Source organism: Lysobacter enzymogenes, assembly GCF_023617245.1.
Taxonomy (GTDB): Bacteria; Pseudomonadota; Gammaproteobacteria; order Xanthomonadales; family Xanthomonadaceae; genus Lysobacter; species Lysobacter yananisis.
This window is the reverse complement of record NZ_CP067396.1, coordinates 3,721,528-3,742,804: the sequence shown is the minus strand read 5'-3', so window position 1 is coordinate 3,742,804 and position 21,277 is coordinate 3,721,528. Positions and strand designations below refer to the sequence as shown.

At 71.1% G+C, this 21,277-nt stretch carries 19 protein-coding genes and 1 pseudogene; 13 read left to right on the top strand and 7 right to left on the bottom strand.

The window, feature by feature from the left end; translation table 11 throughout:
* Positions 1-26: 26 nt before the first annotated feature.
* Complete coding sequence (locus tag JHW41_RS15220; protein WP_250443091.1) at positions 27-902, bottom strand: alpha/beta fold hydrolase; 876 nt, start codon at positions 900-902, stop codon at positions 27-29.
* Positions 903-1,032: 130 nt separating this feature from the next.
* Here JHW41_RS15220 and JHW41_RS15215 point away from each other — a divergent pair, with 130 nt between their 5' ends.
* The 3 genes from JHW41_RS15215 to JHW41_RS15205 all read left to right on the top strand — a co-directional run bounded on the left by JHW41_RS15215 (position 1,033) and on the right by JHW41_RS15205 (position 4,753).
* Positions 1,033-1,596 carry a CGNR zinc finger domain-containing protein gene (locus JHW41_RS15215; protein ID WP_250443088.1) on the top strand — a complete coding sequence of 188 codons (564 nt, stop codon included), beginning with the start codon at positions 1,033-1,035 and terminating at the stop codon, positions 1,594-1,596.
* Between the two features lie 358 nt (positions 1,597-1,954).
* On the top strand, positions 1,955-4,063 hold the full coding sequence (locus tag JHW41_RS15210) for a M13 family metallopeptidase (protein WP_250443085.1): 2,109 nt from the start codon (positions 1,955-1,957) through the stop codon (positions 4,061-4,063).
* A gap of 267 nt (positions 4,064-4,330) precedes the next feature.
* A complete protein-coding gene (locus JHW41_RS15205) occupies positions 4,331-4,753 on the top strand; it encodes a YqaA family protein (RefSeq protein ID WP_057947207.1) in 423 nt (140 codons plus the stop codon).
* 67 nt (positions 4,754-4,820) lie between these two features.
* On the opposite strand, the gene JHW41_RS15200 is transcribed toward JHW41_RS15205, so the two are convergent.
* Complete coding sequence (locus JHW41_RS15200) at positions 4,821-6,251, bottom strand: heparin lyase I family protein (RefSeq protein ID WP_250443082.1); 1,431 nt, start codon at positions 6,249-6,251, stop codon at positions 4,821-4,823.
* A gap of 373 nt (positions 6,252-6,624) precedes the next feature.
* Between JHW41_RS15200 and JHW41_RS15195 the strand changes: the two genes are divergently transcribed.
* Both JHW41_RS15195 and JHW41_RS15190 read left to right on the top strand, forming a co-directional pair.
* On the top strand, positions 6,625-7,551 hold the full coding sequence (locus JHW41_RS15195; RefSeq protein WP_250443079.1) for a M14 family metallopeptidase: 927 nt from the start codon (positions 6,625-6,627) through the stop codon (positions 7,549-7,551).
* Between the two features lie 54 nt (positions 7,552-7,605).
* Positions 7,606-8,070 carry a SecDF P1 head subdomain-containing protein gene (locus JHW41_RS15190; protein ID WP_250443077.1) on the top strand — a complete coding sequence of 155 codons (465 nt, stop codon included), beginning with the start codon at positions 7,606-7,608 and terminating at the stop codon, positions 8,068-8,070.
* 15 nt (positions 8,071-8,085) lie between these two features.
* Here JHW41_RS15190 and JHW41_RS15185 read toward each other — a convergent pair whose 3' ends face one another.
* Positions 8,086-8,595 carry a hypothetical protein gene (locus JHW41_RS15185; protein ID WP_250443075.1) on the bottom strand — a complete coding sequence of 170 codons (510 nt, stop codon included), beginning with the start codon at positions 8,593-8,595 and terminating at the stop codon, positions 8,086-8,088.
* Between the two features lie 251 nt (positions 8,596-8,846).
* Between JHW41_RS15185 and JHW41_RS15180 the strand changes: the two genes are divergently transcribed.
* The 5 genes from JHW41_RS15180 to JHW41_RS15160 all read left to right on the top strand — a co-directional run bounded on the left by JHW41_RS15180 (position 8,847) and on the right by JHW41_RS15160 (position 15,274).
* The gene (locus JHW41_RS15180) at positions 8,847-10,481 is read left to right on the top strand and encodes an FG-GAP repeat domain-containing protein (protein WP_250443072.1); all 1,635 of its coding nucleotides are present in this window, start codon (positions 8,847-8,849) and stop codon (positions 10,479-10,481) included.
* A 34-nt stretch (positions 10,482-10,515) separates the two neighbouring features.
* Positions 10,516-12,231: an FG-GAP repeat domain-containing protein gene (locus JHW41_RS15175; protein ID WP_250443069.1), complete on the top strand. Its 1,716-nt coding sequence runs from the start codon at positions 10,516-10,518 to the stop codon at positions 12,229-12,231.
* 218 nt (positions 12,232-12,449) lie between these two features.
* Complete coding sequence (locus JHW41_RS15170) at positions 12,450-14,090, top strand: FG-GAP repeat domain-containing protein (protein WP_250443067.1); 1,641 nt, start codon at positions 12,450-12,452, stop codon at positions 14,088-14,090.
* A 99-nt stretch (positions 14,091-14,189) separates the two neighbouring features.
* Entirely contained in the window at positions 14,190-14,549 is a 360-nt protein-coding gene (locus tag JHW41_RS15165; protein ID WP_123647736.1) for a YciI family protein, read from the top strand.
* A 218-nt stretch (positions 14,550-14,767) separates the two neighbouring features.
* Positions 14,768-15,274: a hypothetical protein gene (locus JHW41_RS15160; RefSeq protein WP_250443064.1), complete on the top strand. Its 507-nt coding sequence runs from the start codon at positions 14,768-14,770 to the stop codon at positions 15,272-15,274.
* A gap of 185 nt (positions 15,275-15,459) precedes the next feature.
* Here JHW41_RS15160 and phaZ7 read toward each other — a convergent pair whose 3' ends face one another.
* Together phaZ7 and JHW41_RS27120 are read right to left on the bottom strand one after the other, a co-directional pair.
* Positions 15,460-16,593: an extracellular native short-chain-length polyhydroxyalkanoate depolymerase PhaZ7 gene (phaZ7, locus tag JHW41_RS15155; RefSeq protein ID WP_078998308.1), complete on the bottom strand. Its 1,134-nt coding sequence runs from the start codon at positions 16,591-16,593 to the stop codon at positions 15,460-15,462.
* Between the two features lie 321 nt (positions 16,594-16,914).
* Positions 16,915-16,965: pseudogene (locus JHW41_RS27120) on the bottom strand (hypothetical protein); the annotation flags it as partial.
* A gap of 70 nt (positions 16,966-17,035) precedes the next feature.
* On the opposite strand from JHW41_RS27120, the gene JHW41_RS15150 reads away from it, so the two are divergent.
* Positions 17,036-17,560: a YciI family protein gene (locus tag JHW41_RS15150; RefSeq protein WP_250443061.1), complete on the top strand. Its 525-nt coding sequence runs from the start codon at positions 17,036-17,038 to the stop codon at positions 17,558-17,560.
* Positions 17,561-18,303: 743 nt separating this feature from the next.
* Positions 18,304-18,579 (top strand): hypothetical protein, encoded by a 276-nt coding sequence (locus JHW41_RS15145; RefSeq protein ID WP_250443059.1) that lies wholly within the window; start codon positions 18,304-18,306, stop codon positions 18,577-18,579.
* A 56-nt stretch (positions 18,580-18,635) separates the two neighbouring features.
* Here JHW41_RS15145 and JHW41_RS15140 read toward each other — a convergent pair whose 3' ends face one another.
* Positions 18,636-19,778 carry an alpha/beta fold hydrolase gene (locus JHW41_RS15140; RefSeq protein ID WP_250443057.1) on the bottom strand — a complete coding sequence of 381 codons (1,143 nt, stop codon included), beginning with the start codon at positions 19,776-19,778 and terminating at the stop codon, positions 18,636-18,638.
* Positions 19,779-20,314: 536 nt separating this feature from the next.
* On the opposite strand from JHW41_RS15140, the gene JHW41_RS15135 reads away from it, so the two are divergent.
* A complete protein-coding gene (locus tag JHW41_RS15135; protein WP_057947221.1) occupies positions 20,315-20,656 on the top strand; it encodes a hypothetical protein in 342 nt (113 codons plus the stop codon).
* A 69-nt stretch (positions 20,657-20,725) separates the two neighbouring features.
* Here JHW41_RS15135 and JHW41_RS15130 read toward each other — a convergent pair whose 3' ends face one another.
* Positions 20,726-21,253, bottom strand: a complete 528-nt coding sequence (locus JHW41_RS15130; RefSeq protein WP_250443054.1) for a hypothetical protein — start codon at positions 21,251-21,253, stop codon at positions 20,726-20,728.
* Positions 21,254-21,277 lie beyond the last annotated feature (24 nt).

Genomic DNA, 21,277 nt, shown 5'->3' with positions numbered 1-21,277 from the left:
TCGTCGGCGCCCGGCCCAGGCCGCGCTCAGCCGCGCGCGGCGCCGAATACCTCCTCGATGCGCCGGGCGATATGCGCGCCATGGGTGGCCAGGGCGAAGTGGCCGGCATCGAGCAGCTCCACCTGCGCGTCGGGATTGTCGCGGCGATAGGCCTGCGCGCCCGGCGGGATGAAGAACGGATCGTGCCGGCCCCAAACCACCAGCGTCGGCACCCGGCGCTCGCGGAAGAACTGCTGGAATTGCGGATACAGGGTCAGGTTGTTGGCGTAGTCCAGGGTCAGGTCGAGCTGGATGTCGGCATTGCCGGGGCGCTGCATCAGCAGGTAATCCAGGTGATAGGCCTCCGGCGCGACCAGGGTCGGATCGGGCTCGCCGTTCTCGTACTGCCAGCGCGTGGCCTCCAGCGACAGGAACTGGCGCAGCGCTTCGCGATTGTCCGCGCTCGGGTCGGCCCAGTAGCGGCGCATCGGGTCCCAGGCCTCGCCGAGGCCTTCCAGGTAGGCGTTGCCGTTCTGCGAGATCAGCCCGCTCACGCGCTCGGGCTTGGCCAAGGCCAGGCGCAGGCCGGCCGGTGCGCCGTAATCGAACACGTACAGCGTGTAGCGCTGCAGGTCGAGCGCATCGACGAAGGCTTCCAGGGTGCGGCCGAGATGATCGAAGTCGTAGACGTAGCCGCGCGCGTCGGGGACCTCGGTGAAGCCGAAGCCCGGCAGGTCGGGGGCGACGAGATGGAAGCGGCCGGCGAGCCGCTGGATCAGCTCGCGGAACATCAGCGAACTGGTCGGGAAGCCGTGCAAAAGCAACAGAGTCGGGGCGTTCGGATCGCCGGCCTCGCGGTAGAAGACGCGCAGGCCGTCGGCTTCGACGTAACGGTGGTGGACCGGGAACAGGGACGAGGACATGGGGAGGTTTCCTGGAAAGTTGTAACCCTAATTCGAATTGAATGCGGGTTACAAAAGGCTAGCCATGCCCGATGTAACTTGTCAAATATTATTTTTAAGGTTACATTGCCGGCTCACAGGACTACGCCCGATGACGACGCCGACCCCCACCGACTGGCCCCCGCTGATCGCCGGCCAGCCCGCGCTCGACCTGCTCAACACGCTGACCCTCGAGGGCGGCGCCTTGGTCGAGCACCTGACCGACGATGCCGCCGCGGCCGCGTGGCTGAGCCGCGCGAGCGGCCACGCCCAGGCGCCGCAGCCGCATCTGGCCGAGCGCGCGCGCGCGCTGCGCGAGGCGATCCGCGCGGCGGTGGAAGCGCGCAAGCAGGAACAGCCGGTCGCGCTGGCGCCGCTCAACGCGCTGCTCGCGCACATGCACAGCCACTGGGTGCTGGAGCCGGGCGAGGACGGCGCCGCGGCGCGCCGCGCGGCCGTCGGCGATCCCGCCTGGCGCGCGCTGGCGCCGCTCGGCGAGGCCGCGGCGCAACTGCTGGCCGAACTCGACTTCGCCCTGGTGCGCCAGTGCGAACACAGCGACTGCGTGCTGTGGTTCCACGACACCACCAAATCGCACCGGCGCCGCTGGTGCGCCATGGCGTTGTGCGGGAACCGGCATAAGGTCAGCGAGTTCCGCAAGCGGCGCGGCGGGTGAGCGGCGAAGCGCCGAGTGCGTGCATGCGCGGGCGCGGCGATAGATAGGTTTTGCGAAGATTCCTCCACGACGTCATTCCCGCGAAGGCGGGAATCCGGAGACTCTGGAGTGGTGCCGCGGTGACGCCCTGGATGCCCGCGTTCGCGGGCATGACGGTGGGTGGGTTTCGCGATGACTCCCGCACGCCGCAGAGCGCAGCCGACGCCGCCGGCCCAAGTGCTCGCAATTCAGCCGAAAGTGCCGACCGCGCGCGCCGGCTTTGCCGGGCAGGGCCGTCGGCCCGCCCAAACCAACGGCCCACGACACCGCCCCGCGCCGTGCGCTAGTCTCGGCGGTTTCCATCGGGGACCGCACCGCCATGAATCTCTCCCGCCTGAGCCTGAGCCTGGCGCTCGCCGCCGCGCTGGCCGCGCCGTCCGCCTTCGCCGCCGGTGCCGCCGCGCCCGCCGCCAAGTCCGCGGCGGCCAAGGCCGCTGCCGCCAAGCCCGCGGCCGGCAAGCCCGTGCTCGGCGATTTCGGCGTCGACCTCACCGCGCGCGATACCGGCGTCAAGCCGGGCGACGACTTCAACCGCTACGTCAACGGCCATTGGCTGGCGACCTACCAGTTGAAGGACTACGAGACCTCCTACGGTTCGTTCAACAAGCTGCGCGACGATTCCGAAGCCGACGTGCATGCGATCATCGACGAACTGGTCAAGCGCAAGGACCTGGCGCCGGGCAGCGAGAAGCAGAAGCTGCGCGATTACTACGCCAGCTACATGGACCGCGCCGCGCGCGACGCCGCCGGCATCGCGCCGCTGCAGCCGGTGCTGGACAAGATCGCCAAGATCGATTCCACCGGCGCCTTGATCGCCGCGTTCGGCGATGTCGATCTCGACGGCACCAACGCGCCGCTGCGCTTCGGCGTCGACCTCGACCGCAAGGACCCGGACCGCTACCTGGTCGGCCTGCGCGTCGGCGGCCTGGGTCTGCCGGACCGCGATTACTACCTCAACCCGGACGCGCGCTTCGTCGGCATCCGCACCGCGTACCTGGCCCACATCGAGCGCATGCTCGGTTTCGCCGGGATCAAGGACGCCAAGGCGCGCGCGCAGGCGATCCTGGACCTGGAGACCGCGCTGGCCAAGCCGCAGTGGGAGCGCGCGCAACTGCGCAACCGCGACAAGACCTACAACGTCTCCAGCTTCGCCGAACTGGCCAAGCAGTACCCGGGCTACGACTGGGCCGCGCAGCTCAAGGCGCAGGGCATGCCGGCGATCGACAAGGTCAACGTCGCCACGCCGAGCGCGGTGCAGCCGGTGATCGAGGCCGTCGCCAAGACCCCGCTGCCGGTGTGGCGCGATTACCTGGCCTTTCACGCCGTGCGCAACAACGCTGCGCTGCTGAGCCGCGAAATCGACGACGCGGCCTTCGCCTTCAACGGCACCGTGCTGAGCGGCCAGAAGGCGCAGCGCGACGACTGGAAGCGCGCGGTCGCCACGGTCACCGGCAGCGACGCGCTCGGCGATGCGATGGGCAAGTTGTACGTGGAGCGCCACTTCTCGCCGCAGGCCAAGGCGGCCATGCAGCAGCTGGTGGAGAACCTGCGCAAGGCGCTGCGCGCCAACATCGAGAAGATCGACTGGATGGGCGCGGACACCAAGACCGAGGCCTACCGCAAGCTCGACAGCTTCCGGCCCAAGGTCGGCTATCCGGACAAGTGGCGCGACTACTCCAGCGTGAGCATCGTGCCGGGCGACCTGATGGCGAACACCTTGCAGATGCGTCGTTACCAGCGCGCCGACCAGGTGCGCCGGATCGGCACCCGCACCGATCGCGACGAGTGGTTCATGACTCCGCAGACGGTCAACGCCTACTACAACTCGACCTTCAACGAGATCGTGTTCCCGGCCGGCATCCTGCAGGCGCCGTTCTTCGACCTCAACGCCGACGCGGCGGTGAACTACGGCGGCATCGGCGCGGTGATCGGCCACGAGATGGGCCACGGCTTCGACGACCAGGGCAGCAAGTCGGACTTCGCCGGCATCCAGCGCAACTGGTGGACCGACCAGGACCGCAGCCGCTTCGAGCAGCGCACCAAGGCGCTGGGCGCGCAGTACGACGCGTTCTGCCCGCTGCCGGGCCAGTGCGTCAACGGCCAGCTGACCATGGGCGAGAACATCGGCGACCTCGGCGGCGTGTCGATGGCCTACACCGCCTACCAGCTGAGCCTGGGCGGCAAGCCGGCGGCGAAGATCGACGGCTATACCGGCGACCAGCGCTTCTTCCTGTCGTGGGGCCAGATCTGGAAGGGCAAGTACCGCGACGAAGCGCTGCTCAACCAGATCAAGACCAACCCGCATTCGCCGTCGCAGTACCGCGCCAACGGGCCGCTGCGCAATTTCGACCCGTGGTACCAGGCGTTCGAGGTGAAGCCGGGCGACGCGATGTACATCGCGCCGGAGCAGCGCGTGCGGATCTGGTGATGCGCTTGGGATGAGGCGCGCCGTTGCGGGCGCGCCGATGGATTGAAACGCACGGCCCGCGGTTGCGGCCGTGGCGAGCGAAAGGCGGGTGCGGCGGCCGATGCGGTCGCCGGCCCGCCTTTTTTTGCGGTCGCCTTGCTTGGTGGCGGTTGCGTCGCGGTTGTGGTGGCGCGGTCGCGGCTCGCGCCGCTCCTACATGGGCTGCCTGTAGGAGCGGCGCGAGCCGCGACCGCGAAAACGCAAGCGCCGCGCCGCTAAACTCGCGCGATGGTTTACCTCGGCCTGTTCCTGATCGCCTTCATCGCGGCCACGCTGCTGCCCGCGCAGTCGGAAGCCGCGCTGGCCGCGGCGATCGTCGAGGGCTATGCGCCGTGGTTGCTGGTCGCCGTCGCCACCGTCGGCAACGTGCTCGGCTCCGCCGTGAACTGGTGGCTCGGCCGCGAGTTGAACCGTTTCGGCGATCGCCGCTGGTTTCCGGTCAAGCCCGCGCAGCTGGCGCGGGCGCGCGGCTGGTACGGCCGTTATGGCCGCTGGAGCCTGCTGCTGAGCTGGGTGCCGGTGATCGGCGATCCGCTGACCCTGGTCGCGGGCGTGATGCGCGAGCCGTTGCGGACGTTCGTGCCGCTGGTGGCGTTCGCCAAGCTGGCGCGTTATCTGGTCGTGGCGGCGGTCGCTCTGCGCTGGGTGTGAGCGATCGCGCCGCGGCGCAGCGTCGCCGGTTGCGTGGCGGCATCCTCGCGACCCGCGGCGCCTGCCGTCATTGCGCGACGCGGCAGCTGACGTCCAGCGACACCGAGGCGCCGCCGGCCAACTCGCCCAGGGTCACGCCCGCGCCCATCAGGTCGGCCACGGCGACCGTGGCGGCGGGACAGGCGGCGCCGGCGCACGCCACCGGATCGGCGCACGCCAGCCCGGCCAGTGCGGCGTCGCGGACGATCGCGCCGGTCGCCGCATCGGGCCCGTGGTTGCTGACCTGGATGCGGTAGGTGGAGACGGTGCCCGCGAGCACGTTGTCGTCGGGCTGGTCGCCGGGACCTTGCGCTGGCGTGTTGGTCACGGCGATCGCCAGGTCCGAAGTGTTGGCCCGGGTGTTGGTGAAGGTGCAGCTCAGATCGTCTTCGTCGGCGAGCGCGAGCGCGAACGAGGCGCCGTCGCCGCGCGGCGCTTGGCCGCCGGCGCGCGCGTTGGTGCAGGCGTAGGCGCTGCGGTAGCGGCCGAGATCGGTTCCCGGCGCGCTGGCGGCCGCGGTCTCGCTGAGCACATACGTCCCGCCGCCGTTCGCCGCGACCAGCAGCGCGGGCGGCGAGGTCACCTGCGCGCCGCTGCCGGTGGTGGTCGCGCTGACCGTGCCGGCCGGCGCCGGCGGCGCGATGCTCAGCGCGAATTGGTCGCCGTCGCCGGCGCGGCCGCTGGGCGCGAAGGCCTTGTTCAAGCGGATGCGCGCGGCGGGCAGGGCGGTCACCGAGATTTCGTCGTGCAGGGCGATGCGAGTGATCGCGGAGCCGCGGCTGGAATCCGAATCGGGCCGGTACAAGCCCCACTTGGGATAGCCGAAGGCGCCGGTGGCGGTGGGGTCCAGGGTGACGATGCCGGCGACGGCGGCCCTGCGGGTGAAGCCGCTTTCGCCGGGCAGGCGCAGGTCGGCGGTGAAGTAGCCGGTCGGGGTATCGGCCCACAGCACGTCGAAGCGAAGATCGATCCAGGCGTTGTCGTAGGGACGTATGTCGTTGATCAGGACCGACTGGGTGTTGGCGTAGCGCAGCACCAACTGGTTGCGCCTGACGCCGACGAACATGTCGGCCCCTCCCTGGGTGTGCTTGAACTGCCAGACGATGTCGACCGACGCGATGCGGCCCGCCGTGTAGTCTTCCCAGTCCTTCAGCATCACGCTGAAGGCGTAGCGGCGATGGTCGCCGCTGCGGTATCTCGCCGGCAGCGTTCTCAATGCGGCGCTCTCGCTGCGCGGTTTGCCTTCGGAGACGTAGGCCGGATCGTCGAGCACGACCTTGTGGGCGATGGCGTAGCGGCCCGCGCGCGCGGTTTCGCTGACGAAGATGGCATCGGCCGCGCTGGCGTCGCTGGTGTTGAGGTCGGGAATGCCCGAGTCGATCGTCCCGGTCTCGTAATCGACCCGGAGCAGTGGCGTTTGCGCATGCGCGCTCGCGCAGGCGAGAGCGAGTGCGAACATCAGCGCGGCGACGACGCGGCGCGACGCGCTGCGTGCTGGCGTCGGCGGGGAGGCGGAAAGGGGATTCGACATGGCTCGGCTTCGCTCCGCAGGGACGGTGTGCGGCGGGCGCCATGCCGCTCGCGGTGCGCAGCTTAGCAAACCGGCCTGGCCGGACGAGCGCGGAAAACGCCGGGTTTTCGCGCGGTTTCCCGTTCCGCTGCGGCCTGTCTGCCGCGAGCGCAGGCGATAGGCATATCGAAAGCACATCGAGGCGTCGATGCCGCATGCGAATCGCGCTCGCCGGCGGCCTCCGGCTGCGCGGCCCCCACGCGGCCGGGCGCAGCGAACGATGCTAAAATCGTGCCCTTCGCTGCAACCACGAGCCGCCGTCATGAGCACCGCCACCGCCTTCTATCCCATCGGCACGCCCGGCCAGGCCTGGGGACCCGCGGAGGTCGCCGAATGGCGTTCGCGCCAGATCCGCCATCGCAGCTACTTCGATGAAGTGGCGAGCGTCATCGAGCGCCTCGGCGAACGCTACGAGAAGATCCAGTACGGCGAGCTCGACTACGGCGCCGACGGCCGCTTCCCGCTGTTCGCGCTGAAGAGCCGCAACTGGGACGAGTCGTTGCCGACGATGCTGGTCACCGGCGGCGTGCACGGGTACGAGACCAGCGGCGTGCACGGCGCGCTGCTGTTCCTGGACCAGGACGCGGGCGCCTATGCCGGCCGCATCAACCTGCTGGTGGCGCCGTGCGTGAGCCCATGGGCCTACGAGCGCATCCATCGCTGGAACCCGGACGCGATCGATCCGAACCGTTCGTTCCGCGACGACAGCCCGGCCGGCGAATCGGCCGCGCTGTGGGCGCTGGCGGCGCCGCTGCGCGCGAGCGCGCTGATGCACATCGATCTGCACGAAACCACCGACAGCGACGAATCCGAGTTCCGCCCGGCGTTGGCCGCGCGCGACGGCAAGCCCTACGAGCCCGGCGAAATTCCCGACGGCTTCTATCTGGTCGGCGACAGCGAAGATCCGCAGCCGCGGTTCCAGCAGGCGATCATCGCCGAAGTCGAAAAGGTCACCCACATCGCCCCGGCCGACGCGCGCGGCGAGATCATCGGTTCGCCGGTGGTCGCGCGCGGCGTCATCGACTATCCGGTGCGTAAGCTCGGCCTGTGCGCCGGCATCACCGACGCGCGTTATCGCACCACCACCGAGGTCTATCCCGACAGCCCGCGCGCCACGCCGGAGCAGTGCAACCAGGCGCAGGCGGCGGCGGTGCGCGCGGCGATCGACTTCGCCCTGGCGCAGGGCTGAGCGGCGATGAAGGCGCGCGCGTTGGTCGCGGCTTTGGCCTTGTCGGCGCTATCGATGTTGTTCGGCGCGGCCGGTTGCGCGCGCGCGCCGGACGGGACCGTCGATCCGTTGGCGGGCGCGCAGCCGGTGCGCGGCGACGTCGCCTTCTACCTGGTCGCCGAGGACGGCGCGGCCGACGCCAGGACGCTGCCGGTGCTGCGGCCGTTTCCCGGCCAGGAACCGCGCGTGGCGTTGAAGCCGATGCCGGCGATCGCGCGCGGCCAGATCGCCCAGGTCGCGCTGAGCACCGACGAAAACGGCCAGGCCTCGCTGGACCTGCGCTTGAACGAAGAAGGCGCGCGGCGCCTGGCCCAGATCACCCGCGACAACCTCGGCAAGCGCATGGCCGTGGTGGTCGGCGCGACGGCGGTCAGCGTGGCGACCATCCAGGGCGAGATTCCTGGCGGCCGCCTGCGCATCGGCGGGCTGGCGCAGGGCGATGCGCAGGCGCTGCATCGCGAGTTGACCGTGGCGAAGTGACCGGGCGCGCGGCGCTCAGTCCGCGGCGGCCGAAGTATCGACCGCCGCGACCCACTCCTCCAGCCATCGCGAATGCTCCAGGCCGTCGCCGAACCGCGGCTCGGCGTCCTCGCGGCGGCTCAGTTGCAGCGGCCAATGGCGATAATCCACCGCCTCGGCGATCGCGGCGAGTTCGTCGAGGTCCAGGTCGTCCTCGTACAGCGCGTCGAACAAACGCGCCCACAGGCCTTGCTCGGTGCGCGCCAGGCATTCGGGCGCGTCCGGCGCCTCGATGCTGAAACGCAGGAATTCCAGGCCATCGCGCCGTTCGCGCACGCCGAGCGCCCACGAATGCCAATCCCACAACGGGATCAGTTCCGCCGCATCGGGGACGCCGGCACCGCGATAGACGTAGAACGGATCGCCCGAACGGCACCGCCATAGCGCGGGATGCGGCAGGCGGCCCGCGGCCATCGCCAGCAGGGCCGGCGACAGCGGCAGGGCATGCAGGCGCGGCAGGCGCTCGGATTCGGCGACGACGGGCATGACGGCGCACGCGGGGATGGTGGCCGACTATAGACCGGCGGCTTTGGCGGGCGCCACGCGATCCGCGGCGTATTCACGAAGCGCCGGGCGCACCGGTAGCGGGCGCCGCCGTGGCGCGTCGCTGCGGTACGGCTGGCGGCTGCCATCGCCGGCCCGATATGATCCCGGCCGGACGAGGGCGGTCGCTGCCGCGCATACCGTGCGCGCAGGACGGGCGGCACCGATCCGACAGGATTTCAGGGGGAACACGGATGCGTTGGCTGAGTTGGAAGCTTTGGACCGGCGCGGGCTCGGCCGCGCTGGTGGCGACGCTGATCGTGACGGCATGGCGACAGGGGCCTGCGGCGGCGCAGCCGGTCGAACCGGCCGCGGCGGCGCCGGCTGTACAGGGTCCGGTCGGCGGCGCGCCGGCGTTCGCGTCCGCTTCGCCGGCGGCGCGCGCCGCGCCGTGGCCGGCCGCCGCGGCCGACAGCGGCGACGCCTATGCGCTGACCGAAGGTCCGCGTTACCGCCCGACCATCGCCGATCCGGCCCTCGGGTACATGGGTTACCAGCTCTTCGGCACGGTCCTAGCGGGCGACGTCACCGGCGACGGCCGCGACGATCTGGTCGCGACGACCGAGGACGGCACGATCCAGGTGTTCGTGCAGCAGCCCCAGGGCGGGCTCGCGTTCCCGCCGCAGATATGGGCCTTCCCCAACGGCGGCCGCCTTCAGCAGAGCTCGGCGATGCTGGTCGATCTCAACGGCGACGGCGCGCTCGACATCGTCAGCCAGCCGCCGTCCTTGCCGCAGATTCCGCCGCCGTCGGCGCTGAATCTGTTGCTGTCCGACGGCCGCGGCGGACTGGCGTTGCGGCAGGTGCCCGTGCCGCCGTCGGGTTCCGGCGAGACCGGGATCGGCTATGCCATGGACGTGGACCAGGATGGCCATGAGGACATCGTCGGAGCGGTCCATCGTCCCGGCGCGCCCGCCGATTGCGGACGCCCGGCCGGGGAGCTTTGCCGCTGGCTGCGCACGCTGTACGGCGACGGCCGCGGCGGCTTTCGCGAGAGCACCTTCGTGCCGCTGGGGCTGCCGCTGACCTCGGTGGTGGCCACGCTCGATTTCGACGGCGACGGCCGCCGCGACTTGATTTATCGCCCGCACGACGGGATGACGGTCGGTTCCAGCCGTTTGGCGTGGCGCCGGCAGCTGCCGCAGGGCGGGCTCGGCGCGGAAGCGGTGCTGGGCGCGTTCCCGCCCTGGCCGTCGATGACGGTGGCGCTGGGCGACTTCAACGGCGACCGCCGGCTCGACATCGCCACCGGCAGCCGCCAGGCCGGAACCTCGACCGTGGCGCTGCGCCTGGCCGACGGCAGCTTCGCCGCGCCGCAGCCGTATCCGGCGTTCGTGGTGGGATCGGAATTGCAGGTCGCCGATTTCGACGGCGACGGACGCACCGACGTGGTTTCGGTGCAGCATCCCGACAGCGTCGGCGAAGACGAGGACGTGCTGGCCTACCAGTTGCAGCGCAACGGCGGGTTGAGCGCGCCGCAATGGAATGGCGCCTCGCACGGCCTCACCCAGATCCGCGGCGCGGGCGTTCTGGCGCATGGGGATTTCAACGGCGACGGCTGCCGCGACGTGGCGGTGGGCGCCAATTACGAAGGGCTGATGGTCTATTACGGCAGCGGCTGCATGCAGGCCTCGATGAGTTCGCAGGATTGCCGGATCGAGCAGAGCGCGCCGCTGGCGGCCGCGGCGCCGGCGGCGCTGGCGAGCCCGATGCCGGCGGCGAGCCGTCCGGCCGGCCGCGCCGCGGCGCTGGCCGCGCCCGCCGGGCGCAGCGGTCACGCGCCGGCGCGCGCGCCCTGGCGCGCGCTCGCGCGACAGCGCGAACGCTGAGCCCGGCCGCAGCGAACTCAAGGAGAAACGAACGATGCGCGGATTGAGTTGGAAACTGTGGCTCGGTGCCGGCCCGCTGGCCGTGGCGAGCCTGTTGCTGTGGTGGCGCGCGCCGGACACGGCTGCGCCGCCGGCGCCGCGGGCAGAGGCCCCGGCGGACGCCGCATCCGCGGCCATCGGCGGCGCGCCGCGTCCGGCGAGCGCCGCGACGCCGGCGAACGCGCCGCTCGGCGGCGGCGCCGCGACGCAGTCCGGCGGCTACGCCCTGACCGAAGGGGCGCGTTACCGCCCGGCGGTCGCCGAGGGCGGCATCGGCTACCAGGGCTATCAGATCTTCGGCCAGGCGGTGGCCGGCGACGTCGACGGCGACGGCCGCGACGACGTGGTGGTGGCCGCCGCGGACAACAGCGTGCAGGTGTTCCTGCAGCAGCCGCAGGGCGGGTTGCCGTCGTCGCCGCAGGTCTGGCGTTTCCCGCACGACGGGCTCTACCGGCAGATGAAGCTGCAGCTGATCGATCTCAACGCCGACGGCGCCCTGGACATCCTCGCCTCGCGCGATCGCTCCGAGAGCACCGGCCTGGCCGCAGGGCTCAACGTGCTGCTGTCCGACGGCCACGGCGGCCTGAGCCTGCGCCAATGGGTCGGCGACGCCATGCTCGGCAGCACGATGGACGTCGACCAGGACGGGCTCGACGACCTCGTCACCATCGTCAACCGCGGCAGCGTGGCGGGCGACTGCGCCGACGTCGCCGACCTCTCCGGCGCGTACTGCACGCGCCTGCGCGTGCGCTACAGCGACGGCCAGGGCGGCATCCGCGAAACCGCCGAACTGCCGCTGGGCAAGCCGGTGGCGCAGGTGGTGGACGCGGTGGATTTCGACGGCGACGGCCGCCGCGATTTCGTCTACACCGACGCGGATGCCCCGTACGGCATGCGTCGGGCGATGTGGCGGCGGCAGTTGCCGCAAGGAGGCCTCGGCGAGGCCACGCTGCTCGGCTCGTGGCCGGCGTTCATACCGCCGGAGGCGACCGTCGGCGACTTCAACGGCGACGGCCGCCCGGACATCGCCACGGGCGGTTATCTCGACGGTTCGGCCAACGTGTACCTGCAACTGGCGGGCGGCGGCCTGTCCGCGGCGCAGCCGTATACCGCGCGATCGGCGAAGTCGCAGTTGCTGGCCGCCGATTTCGACGGCGACGGCCGCACCGACCTAGTCTCGGTGCAACGGGCGTCCGACGATCCGGAGCCCCAGGCCGTGCTGGCCTATCACCTGCAGCGCGACGGTGCGCTGTCCCCAGCGCAATGGAACGGCACCTCGCACGGGCCGACCCAGATCGGCGGACACCGCAACGAACTCGCGCACGGCGACTTCAACGGCGACGGCTGCCGCGACGTGGTGGTCGCGGCGGACTACGAGGGCGTGATGTTCTATTACGGCAGCGGCTGCGCCCAAGCCGCGATGAGCTCGGACGACTGCCGCATCGAGCAGACCTCGATGGCGCCGGCCGCGGCGTTGGCGTCGATGGCCGCGGCGGCCTCGGCGCCGGTCACGCCGCTGCCGCCGGTGCGGGTGCAGGCCCCGCCGCTGTGGTCCAAGCCGCAGGCCCGCGCGCAGCTGCGCGTGCCGGTGCGGATGCAGGGCGCGAGCCAGGCCCAGGCCCGCGGGCGGGTGACCTCGCGCCCCAAGCGCGTGTTCATCGCGCCGACGCGCACCCATTGGCGGATGCTGCGCAAACTGCGCAACCGCTGAGCGCGCGGTCGCGGCCGAATGCGCGGCGCGGCGTGTTGGCCGCGACGACGGTCGATCGCCCGCCGCGCGCCGGCTTTGCCGCGGCGCGTCTGGCGGCGGCCGTCCGCGGGCCGATATGATGCCGGCCGGCGGGACGGCCGGCGTTGCGATACCCACCGAATCGGGTGGGCAGGGGGCAGCCGGCGACGATCCCGCCCGATTCCTCAGGGGGAACACGGATGCATGGGCTGACTTGGAAGTGGTGGATCGGCGTGGGTTTCGGCGCGCTGGTCGCGGCGACGATCGAGATCGGGTCGTGGGCGCGCGGGCCGGCGGCGCTGGCGGTCGCGCCGCCGCGCGAAGCGCAGGCGCATGAGGCGGTCGCGATAGGCGCCGCTCCGGCGCCCGCGCGCAGCCAACCGACATCGACGCCGGCCGGGATAGGCAGCCAGGGCGCGGGCGCCTCGGCCAGCGGCGGCTACGCGTTGACCGAAGCCGCGCGCTATCGGCCGAACCTGCCCGGCAGCGCCACCCGCTACAGCGATTTCAGTGCGGTCGCGGTCGGCGACGTCAACGGCGACGGCCGCGCCGACGTGGTCGCCACGACCATGGATCACAGCCTGCAGGTGTTCCTGCAGCAGGCGCAGGGCGGGCTGGGTTTCCCGCCGCTGGTGTGGCGCTATCCGAACAGCCTGTCGCGGCCGACGCGCCTGTTGCTGGTCGATCTCAACGGCGACGGTGCGCTGGACATGGTCACCCAGCGCTGGGCGGCGGGGCAGGGCGGCAATACGCAGGACGAGGCCAATGCGCTGCTGTCCGACGGCCGCGGCGGCTTCAAGCCGCCGCAGCCGTTCCAGCCCGACAGCGGCGTGGACGGCTGGAGCGGGGTCGACGTGGATCACGACGGCCACCAGGACATCGTCGGGATCGACATGAGTCCGACCGCGCAATGCTCGGTTCCGCCGCAGGACGGATGCTGGCGCTTGCGCACGCTGTACGGCGACGGCCGCGGCGGGATCCGCGAAGTCGGCACGACGCCGTTGCCGCGGACCAACCCCCGCATCGAGAGCGTGCGCGACTACGACGGCGACGGCCGCAGCGACATCGTCTACACCGAGACCGCCTACGCGAGCGCCGCGATCCGCCTGCTGTGGATGCGGCACCTGCCGCAGGGCGGGTTCGCCGCGCCGGCGCTGCTGATCGACGCGATCCCGCTCGGGCCGACCAAGGAGCTGGCGCTCGGCGATTTCAACGGCGACCGCCGGCTGGACCTGGCCATCGTCAGCGCCCAGCAGGAGTACTCGGTGGTGTATTCGCAGCAGGCCGGCGGCGGCTTCGCCGCGGCGCAGCCGGTGCCTGCGCTGGAGCTGCCGAAGTCGCGCATGCTGGTGGACGACTTCGACGGCGACGGGCGCAGCGACCTGGTCGCGATCCGCCAGATCGATGCGTTCAACGATCCTTCGCTGGTCGCGCTGGGCTACAACCTGCAGCGCGACGGCGCCCTGTCCGCCACGCAATGGAACGGCAGCTCGCGCACGCTGCCGCAGTTCTCGTCGCCTTTGCGCCAGATCGATCACGGCGATTTCAACGGCGACGGTTGCCTCGACGTGGTCGCGGCGGCATCCGATCAAGGGCTGGCGTTCTTCTACGGCAGCGGCTGCGCGCAGGCGCAGGTCAGCTCGCTGGACTGCCGGATCGAGCAGAGCGCGCCTTGGGCCGCGGCGTTGCCGGGCATGGGCCGGTTCGCGGCGGCGGCCTCGCCGGTGGCCGCGGCACGGGTCGCTCCGGCGCAGGCCGGGCCGGCGCCGGCGGCGAACCGGCGCGCCCCGGCCGCGAGCCTGGGCACGTCCGCGCACGCGCTGCGTTTGCAGCAGCGTTAGCCCGGGCGCGGCGCCGTGTCGAAACCGACGCCGCAGGTTCGTCGTCATGGCAAGGGTCGGCCAGCCGGCCGGCCCATCGCCGCAACGACGGAGTCGCCCATGCGCTTTCTTTCCCTGATCCGAATCGACGAAACCACCGCCCGCCCGCCGAGCGAACAACTGCTGGCCGACATGGGCCGGCTGATGGAGCAGATGACCCGCGAGGGCGTGCTGATCCAGACCGCCGGCCTGCAGCCCAGCGCCCAGGGCGCGCGCCTGCGCCTGCGCGGCGGCCGCATCGCCGCCACCGACGGGCCGTTCGCCGAGAGCAAGGAAGTGATCGGCGGCTACGCCCTGTTGGAGGCCGCCGACCTCGACGAGGCGCTGGCCCACACCCGCCGCTTCCTGGCCGTGCACGGCGAGGGCTGGGACATCGAATGCGAAGTGCGGCCGCTGATGGCCGACGGCGCCTGCGGCTGATCCGCCCGGATCGGCAAAGAATCCCTGTAGGAGCGGCGCGAGCCGCGACCGCGACACTTCGCTTGCGATGAAAGCATCGCCGCGGTCGCGTTGTCGCGGCCGCGGCTTGCGCCGTCCCACAGGGCAAGTCGCGACATTCTGCGTGCGGACGCGGCGATGCTAGGCTTTCGCGCCGGCCGCTGCGGCCGGTTCCTTTCGCGATACGGAGATCCCGCACGATGAAGCGTCTCGTTCCCCTGGCCTGGCTGGCCTGCGCCCTGTTGCCCCTGGCCGCGTTCGCGGCCGACGACGCCGCGTTGGAGAAGGGCCTGACCGACGCGATGCGCTACGACCGCGCCAAGGGCGAGCGCGCCGCGCCGTCCGGCCCGGCGTTGCAGGCCTACATCCAGGCCGGCTACCTCGAACTCAAGCCCAGCGTGCGCGCCGACTACACCGATTACCGCCTGCTCAAGAAGCCGGCGCCGTTCATGGGCCAGACGTTGGTGATGGTGGAAGAGGAATACATGACCCAGTACATCGGCTGCTGCGTCGACGAAGGCGTCAGCGCGGTGGTGCGGGTCGCCGGCAGCACCGCGGCGATGGAGACGTTCGCCAAGGCCAACGCCTGCTCGTTCGAGCCCAAGTACGATCCCGCCGAAGCGCTGACCGCGAACCGCCTGGGCATCGGCCTGCCGCCGGGCAAGTACGCCAAGCTCAGCTGCCACGAGCGCGACGTCGATCGCTGAGCGATAGCCGGCAACCCTTGGTAGGAGCGGCGCGAGCCGCGACCGCGACAACGCAGCTACGTCGATGATTTCATCGTAGTTGCGTTGTCGCGGTCGCGGCTCGCGCCGCTCCTGCAGGGGCTTCGGCAACGATGCTCGGGTGCCGCAGATCCGCAGTGTGCCGCGGACGCGCGGCGCGTCCGCGCTCAGCGATTGACCGCCGGCCCGTTGACTCCGACGTAGCCGTTCGCGCAACCGGTGGTGCAGGTGGTCGCGAGCATGTTGTAGACGATGCGTCCGGCGTTGGTCTTGGAGCGGAAGTGGCCGACGCCGCTGCTGGTGTCGCCGCCGCCGATGTTGTACGGACTGCCGTCGCTCCAGTCCCAGTCGTAGGCGTAGGCGGCCGAGCCGAAGCCGATGTCGACCTGCGCCTTGAGGTTGCTTGCGGACGCGAACAGCGCGCTGTCGGCGCAGCCGGCCGAGTAGCTGGTGGTGAAGCACTGGATCTGGTCGTAGCGCCCGGCGGTGATGGTGTAGAAGGCGATGGACGAATACATCGCCGGCATCGCGCGCAGGCTGTTGCTGCCGCTGCCGGTCCAGCGGTTGTAGCCGTAGAAGGCCACGCCGGTGCTCGGATACAGGCCGAAGGTGTAGTAGTCGTACGGGAACACGTACGCCTCGGCGTTGCAGGTCGGCGCGTACGGCGACTGGTAGCCGGTGCTCAGGCAGGTCTGCAGTCCGCGCAGGCCGCCGCCGATGTTGACGAAGCGGCGCACGCTGGCCTGGTAGCCATGGTAGCGCAGCATCGCCAGCGCCATCGACGAGCCCAGCGAATGGGCGACGATGTCGACCTGGCCACGGCCGGTGTAGAGCTTCACCTTGTCGATGAAAGTCTTGAGGATCTGGTACTTGGCCGGCTGGTGGTAGTTGTACTGCGGCGCGCCGCGCTCGTCGGCGTCGAGGTAGGTGATGCCGAACAGTTCGCAGTCGTTATAGCCGCGCGCCTTGAGTTCGTCGTAGACCGACAGGGCCGGCGTCGCGTAACCCGACACCGCGGCCGGCGGCATGTCGAAGCTGATCGCGCTGTCGCCGTTGCCGGCGATGAACACCACCGGCGTGCGCGTGGCGACGCAGTCGCCGCCGCCGAAGCCGCCGCTGCCGACGCCCGGGTTGAAGCCGCCGGCGTATTGGCTGGCCGCGCCCTGGCAGGTGTAGCCGTTGTTGGCGCCGCAATCGAGCGCGTGCGCGGCGCCCGGCGCGAGCGCGGCGAGGCCGCCGGCGGCGGCCAGGGCCAGGCTCGCGGCGCTGGCGCCGATCCAGTTCAGTGTGCTGCGGAACATGCGCGTTTCCCTCCCCGGGGTGTGTGCGCGGCCGCGGCGGAGTCCGGGCCGGTCCGAACATCGCCGCCGATGCTGGACCCGCTCGGCGGGCTTGGGTATTGCACCAAAGGGCGGGGTGGCCGGGGCGCCCTCGCGCGTCCGCGCCGCGGCGGCAAATGCGCGGGCCGTCGCCGGCGCGCCGGCGGGGTAAGGCCAGCGTGCGCGAACGTTACGCGTGGCCCACGCGGGCCTGCATCGGCGCCTTGCGCATCGCCACTTTCCGGCCTTGGCGCCGTCCTCGATGCAGCGACCGAACTCGCCTTCGCGGAATTTCGGCGACATGTGCTCATCGATCGCCCGCTGGGCGATCGCGTCGGTCACCCGGCCGTCCATGCCCGCGCCGGTGTGGATGCGCACGCGGCCCAAGGCGTACCCTGTCGGCGGACGGACACGGAGCGGCGCAATGGCTACGAAGACGATGACGGCGGTGGCGTGCGCGGTGTTGGCGCTGACCGGCGCGGCGACGGCGGCGCAGGCGGCTGCGGCAGCGGCCGCCAAACCGGACCAGCCCGCGCCGCAGACCGCGGCGACGGCCTACGATCCCGCGTTGGCCGCGCGTACCGGCGCCGATGCGCAGGGCATGCGCAAGTACGTGCTGGTGATCCTCAAGACCGGACCGAATCCGATGCCCGACGGCGAACAGCGCAAGGCGATGTTCGCCGGCCACTTCGCCAACATGGAGCGGCTGGCCAAGGCCGGGAAGCTGGCCCTGGCCGGCCCCTTCGGCAAGGACCCCGACGGCTGGCGCGGCCTGTTCGTGCTGGCGGTGGACGACGTCGAGCAGGCGCGCGCGCTGGTCGCCAGCGATCCGGCGGTGGCGCACGGCGAGTTCGTCGCCGAGTACCACCGCTGGTACGGCTCCGCCGCGACGATGCTGATTCCGGAGTTGCACGAGAAGCTGCAGGCGCCCGCGGCGCCGGCCAAGTAGCCGCAAAGCTGCCGCCTGCCACGGCGTCGACCGGGCGCCGCCGCGGCGCGGGCATGCGTGTGGGTGGACGTGCGGGCGTGCCTGCGGCGAGCGCGGCCGACCGGGCCGCGCCGATGCATTCCAACGTTCGCGAAGCGACCCTTTGCCACGCGTCGCGGCGACCTCGCGCGCGCCGTTCGCGCAGTCGCAGTCGTTCTGCGTCGCGCGCGTCGCCGATCGGCAAGGTTTCGATGCGATGCGCATCTAGGATCGGTAAGAAAGCGGATCGATTGTTTCGATCGGAGCATTAGGCCGCGTCGATGACGATGCGCAAGCGGTACGTTCCGCACGGGTATCGAGCATGCGGGGCAGCCGCCGCGGCATGTATCGATTCGTGCATCGCAGCGCCGAGCCGGACGTTCGGACGAATTTCGTTCGTTTCCCGTTATGCGCGCCTCAAGGCGTTGTCTGCGTTGATCGGATTGTCGCGGCGCCGACGGCGACGCCTGAGATTCGAGTGGATCTTCTATGCGTTCGTAGCTGCCGAACGCTCACCGTTTTCGCAGGCCGTCGGTGCTGGGCGCCGCGTCGGCGAGAGCTTGCGCATCGAGCGCGCACGAAGCCGCGATTGCGACTTTGGTCGCGCCCCGCCGCGACGTTTTCCTGTGCTGGAATCCATCGCGCCCGATCGCGCCACTGTCGCCCGGGCACACACGCCGGCCTCGCCGGCTTCCGCATCCGTCACCTGCAATGGAGTAAAACCAATGCGCATTTCCCTCCGCACCGCCGTGTTCTCCGCGCTCGCCGCCGCTTCGCTGATCAGCGGCGCCGCCGTCGCCCAGGGCGGCGTGCGCTACACCGAGACCATCACCCTGTACCCGGACGAGAACGACGGCGACGGCAAGCTGTATGCCGCGCTGGCCGCGAAGTGCGAGGCGCAGGGCCTGAGCCCGAGCGGCTTCGTCGTCACCTCGCGCGTCCACGACGGTTACGGTTTGGTGTGGTGGCACACCGGCGAGATCACCTGCGTCGGCAACTGATGCGGGCGCGGCCGCCGGCGTGTCCGGCGGCCGCTTCGAACATGGCCGGCGGCGGCTCAGCGCTGTCGCGGCGCAGGCCTCGCGGCGGTCCGCGGTTGCGCATCCGCCGCCAACGGCCGCACGTACGTCAGCAGGCTGGTCAGCAGCTTGCCCGGCTCCTCCCACTGCATCATGTGCGAGGAGCGTTCGAACCAGACGCCGCGCTTGTACGGCGCCCGCACCCGCGCGAGCCAGGCCGCGGTCGGCTGCGACGGCGTGGTGTAGTCGTGGCGGCCCATGAACATCACCACCGGGATCGGGAATTCGCGCACGCCGCTCATGTCCACGGCGAGGAACTCCGGCAGGATCCGGCCGAGCGTGAACACATTGCCCGCGTCCACCGCGGCGCGTTCGCAATCGTCCACATAGTCCGGCGATAGCCGCGCGGCGCGATAGAAGTACGGCGATTCGTCGCGGTAGGCGGTCAGGCCGCCGTAGTGCTGCGACCACTTGCGCGCGGTGATGATGCGTTCGCGGGTCACCGGCTGGTCGCCGGGGTAGGGCGCGATGGTCTTCATCTCTTCGACCGCGGCGGTGTTGCCGCGGGCCAGCGCCTGCTGCATCCCGTAGTCGAAGCTGAGCTTCTCGTTCTCCATCACCTTGATCGCCTGGCCGATGCCGACATAGGCGTAGAACAGGTCCGGCCGCTTGAGCGCGGCTTGCATGCCGACGATGGTCCCCCAGCTGTGGCCGGCCAGCACGATCTTGCGCTTGCCGTAGCGCTGGCGCAGGTACTGCGCGACCTCGATGGCGTCGTCGACATAGGTCGCGATGTGGATGGTGTCGGCGTAGCCCTGCGGGTCCTGCAGCGTGTAGGTCTTGCCGGCGCCGCGCTGGTCGTAATTGACCACGGTGAAGTATTCCTCCAGCGGGCGCTGGAACTGCCACAGCGTCGGGATCAGCGGCGAGGCCGGGCCGCCGTGGACGAACAGCAGGATCGGGTTGTCGCGGTCCTGGCCGCGCACGTTGATCCATTGGCGGATGCCGCCGATCGATGCGGCATAGGCTTCCTGGATGCCGCCGGGCGCGTTGATGCGGTCGAGGTCCTCGATCACCGCGCGGGCGTCGGCGTACTCGGCGGTGTCCTGGCACTCGGCGGCGCCGGCGGGCGCGGCGCCGGCGGCGAGCAGCAGGGCGAGCAGGGCGGGAATGCGGGGCATGGCGTCGGTCCTGGCCGGGAGTCGTTATCTGAGATACCGGCGGCGCGGCGACGGTTGCACCGCGACGGCCGACGTCGCAGCGGCTACCGCCTGTAGGAGCGGCGCGAGCCGCGACCGCGACAATGCAATTGCATCGCAGCCTTCGCGATAGCTGCGTGGCCGCGGTCGCGGCTCGCGCCGCTCCTGCAGGGCTTATGGATGGATCGCGGGCGATACGCCCCCGCCTGTCCGTCGCCGCCGCAGGCCCGCGTTGTACTTCTTTGTCGCCGCGCCGCCGTCGCACTTCCGCGCCGCGCCCCCAGGAATCGACAGCGAAGGATTGCCTATGCACGAATCCGTCTTGCGCGCGGGCCCGGCCCGCGCCTGAAACGCGCTGGCGCAGGCTCGCGCCCGCCACCTTCGATCGCTTCGCGCTTCCCGTCTCGCGGGCCGCGCGCGGATGGCTGCGGCCGTGCGCGCGGCCTCCGGGGCCGGCGCGCCCGTCCCGCGGCGCGCCGGCTGTATCCGTGTGGTCCCACTCACTCAAGGAGCTGAACATGAATCGCCGCACTTTGCGTACCGCCCCGATCCGCTATGCGTTCGCCGCCGTGCTCGCCGCCGCCATGCCCGCGGCCCTGGCCGCGCCGCTGGATTGCGCCAACTACACCTCGGCCGTGACCCCCGCGCCGTACAACACCTGGACCGCGGTCGACGCCTACTGCCCGTCCGACCGCAGCGCCACCGGCGGCGGCTACTTCTTCCACGAGGGCAGCCTGGGCGTCCCCAACATCTGGGTCATGCACATCCCGCTGAGCAACGGCTGGCGCACCTGGGTCGACAACCAGAACGCCGGCCCGCGCAACGTGCAGACCTATGTGCGTTGCTGCAAGACGATCTGAACCGGCGCCCGGCGCGCCAACGAAAAAGGCGGCCGCGCGGCCGCCTTTTTCTTGGTCCGCGCGCCGCGCTCAGGGCAGCTTGGTGCCCTGATCGGCCACCGCCAGCCACTTGAAGCCGTCGTGGGTGTAGGTGACCCCGGTCAGCGCGCGCTGGCGATAGCCCACGCGCGGAATCTCATAGACGGTTTCGTAGAGGATGTAGGCCGAGCGGCAGCCGTCGACCACGCGATAGCGCTCGGTCCAGCTCCACTTGGCCTCGCGGTCGCGGAAATGGCTGGCCAGCGCGGTCATGACCGCGTCGATGCCGGTGCGCACCGCGCCGCTGTCGAACACGGTCACCGCGCGTTCGTCGTGGCCGGCGCGGAAGGTCTCGGCGTCGTAGTCGCGGAAGGATTCCATGTCCACGCGCTGGGCCACCTCGAACTGGCGCGCGCACAGGCGGTGCAGGATGTTCTGCGCCGCCAGCGCGGGCGAGGCGTTGGCGGCATCGACGTTGTCGGCCGGGCCGGCGGCCGCGGCGCTGCCGGCGGCGCCGAGCAGGGCGGCGCAGGCGAGGACGAGGGTGGTACGCAAGACGGTGCGGTGCGGGACGGACATGGCGCGCTCCTGATCGCGGCGGAT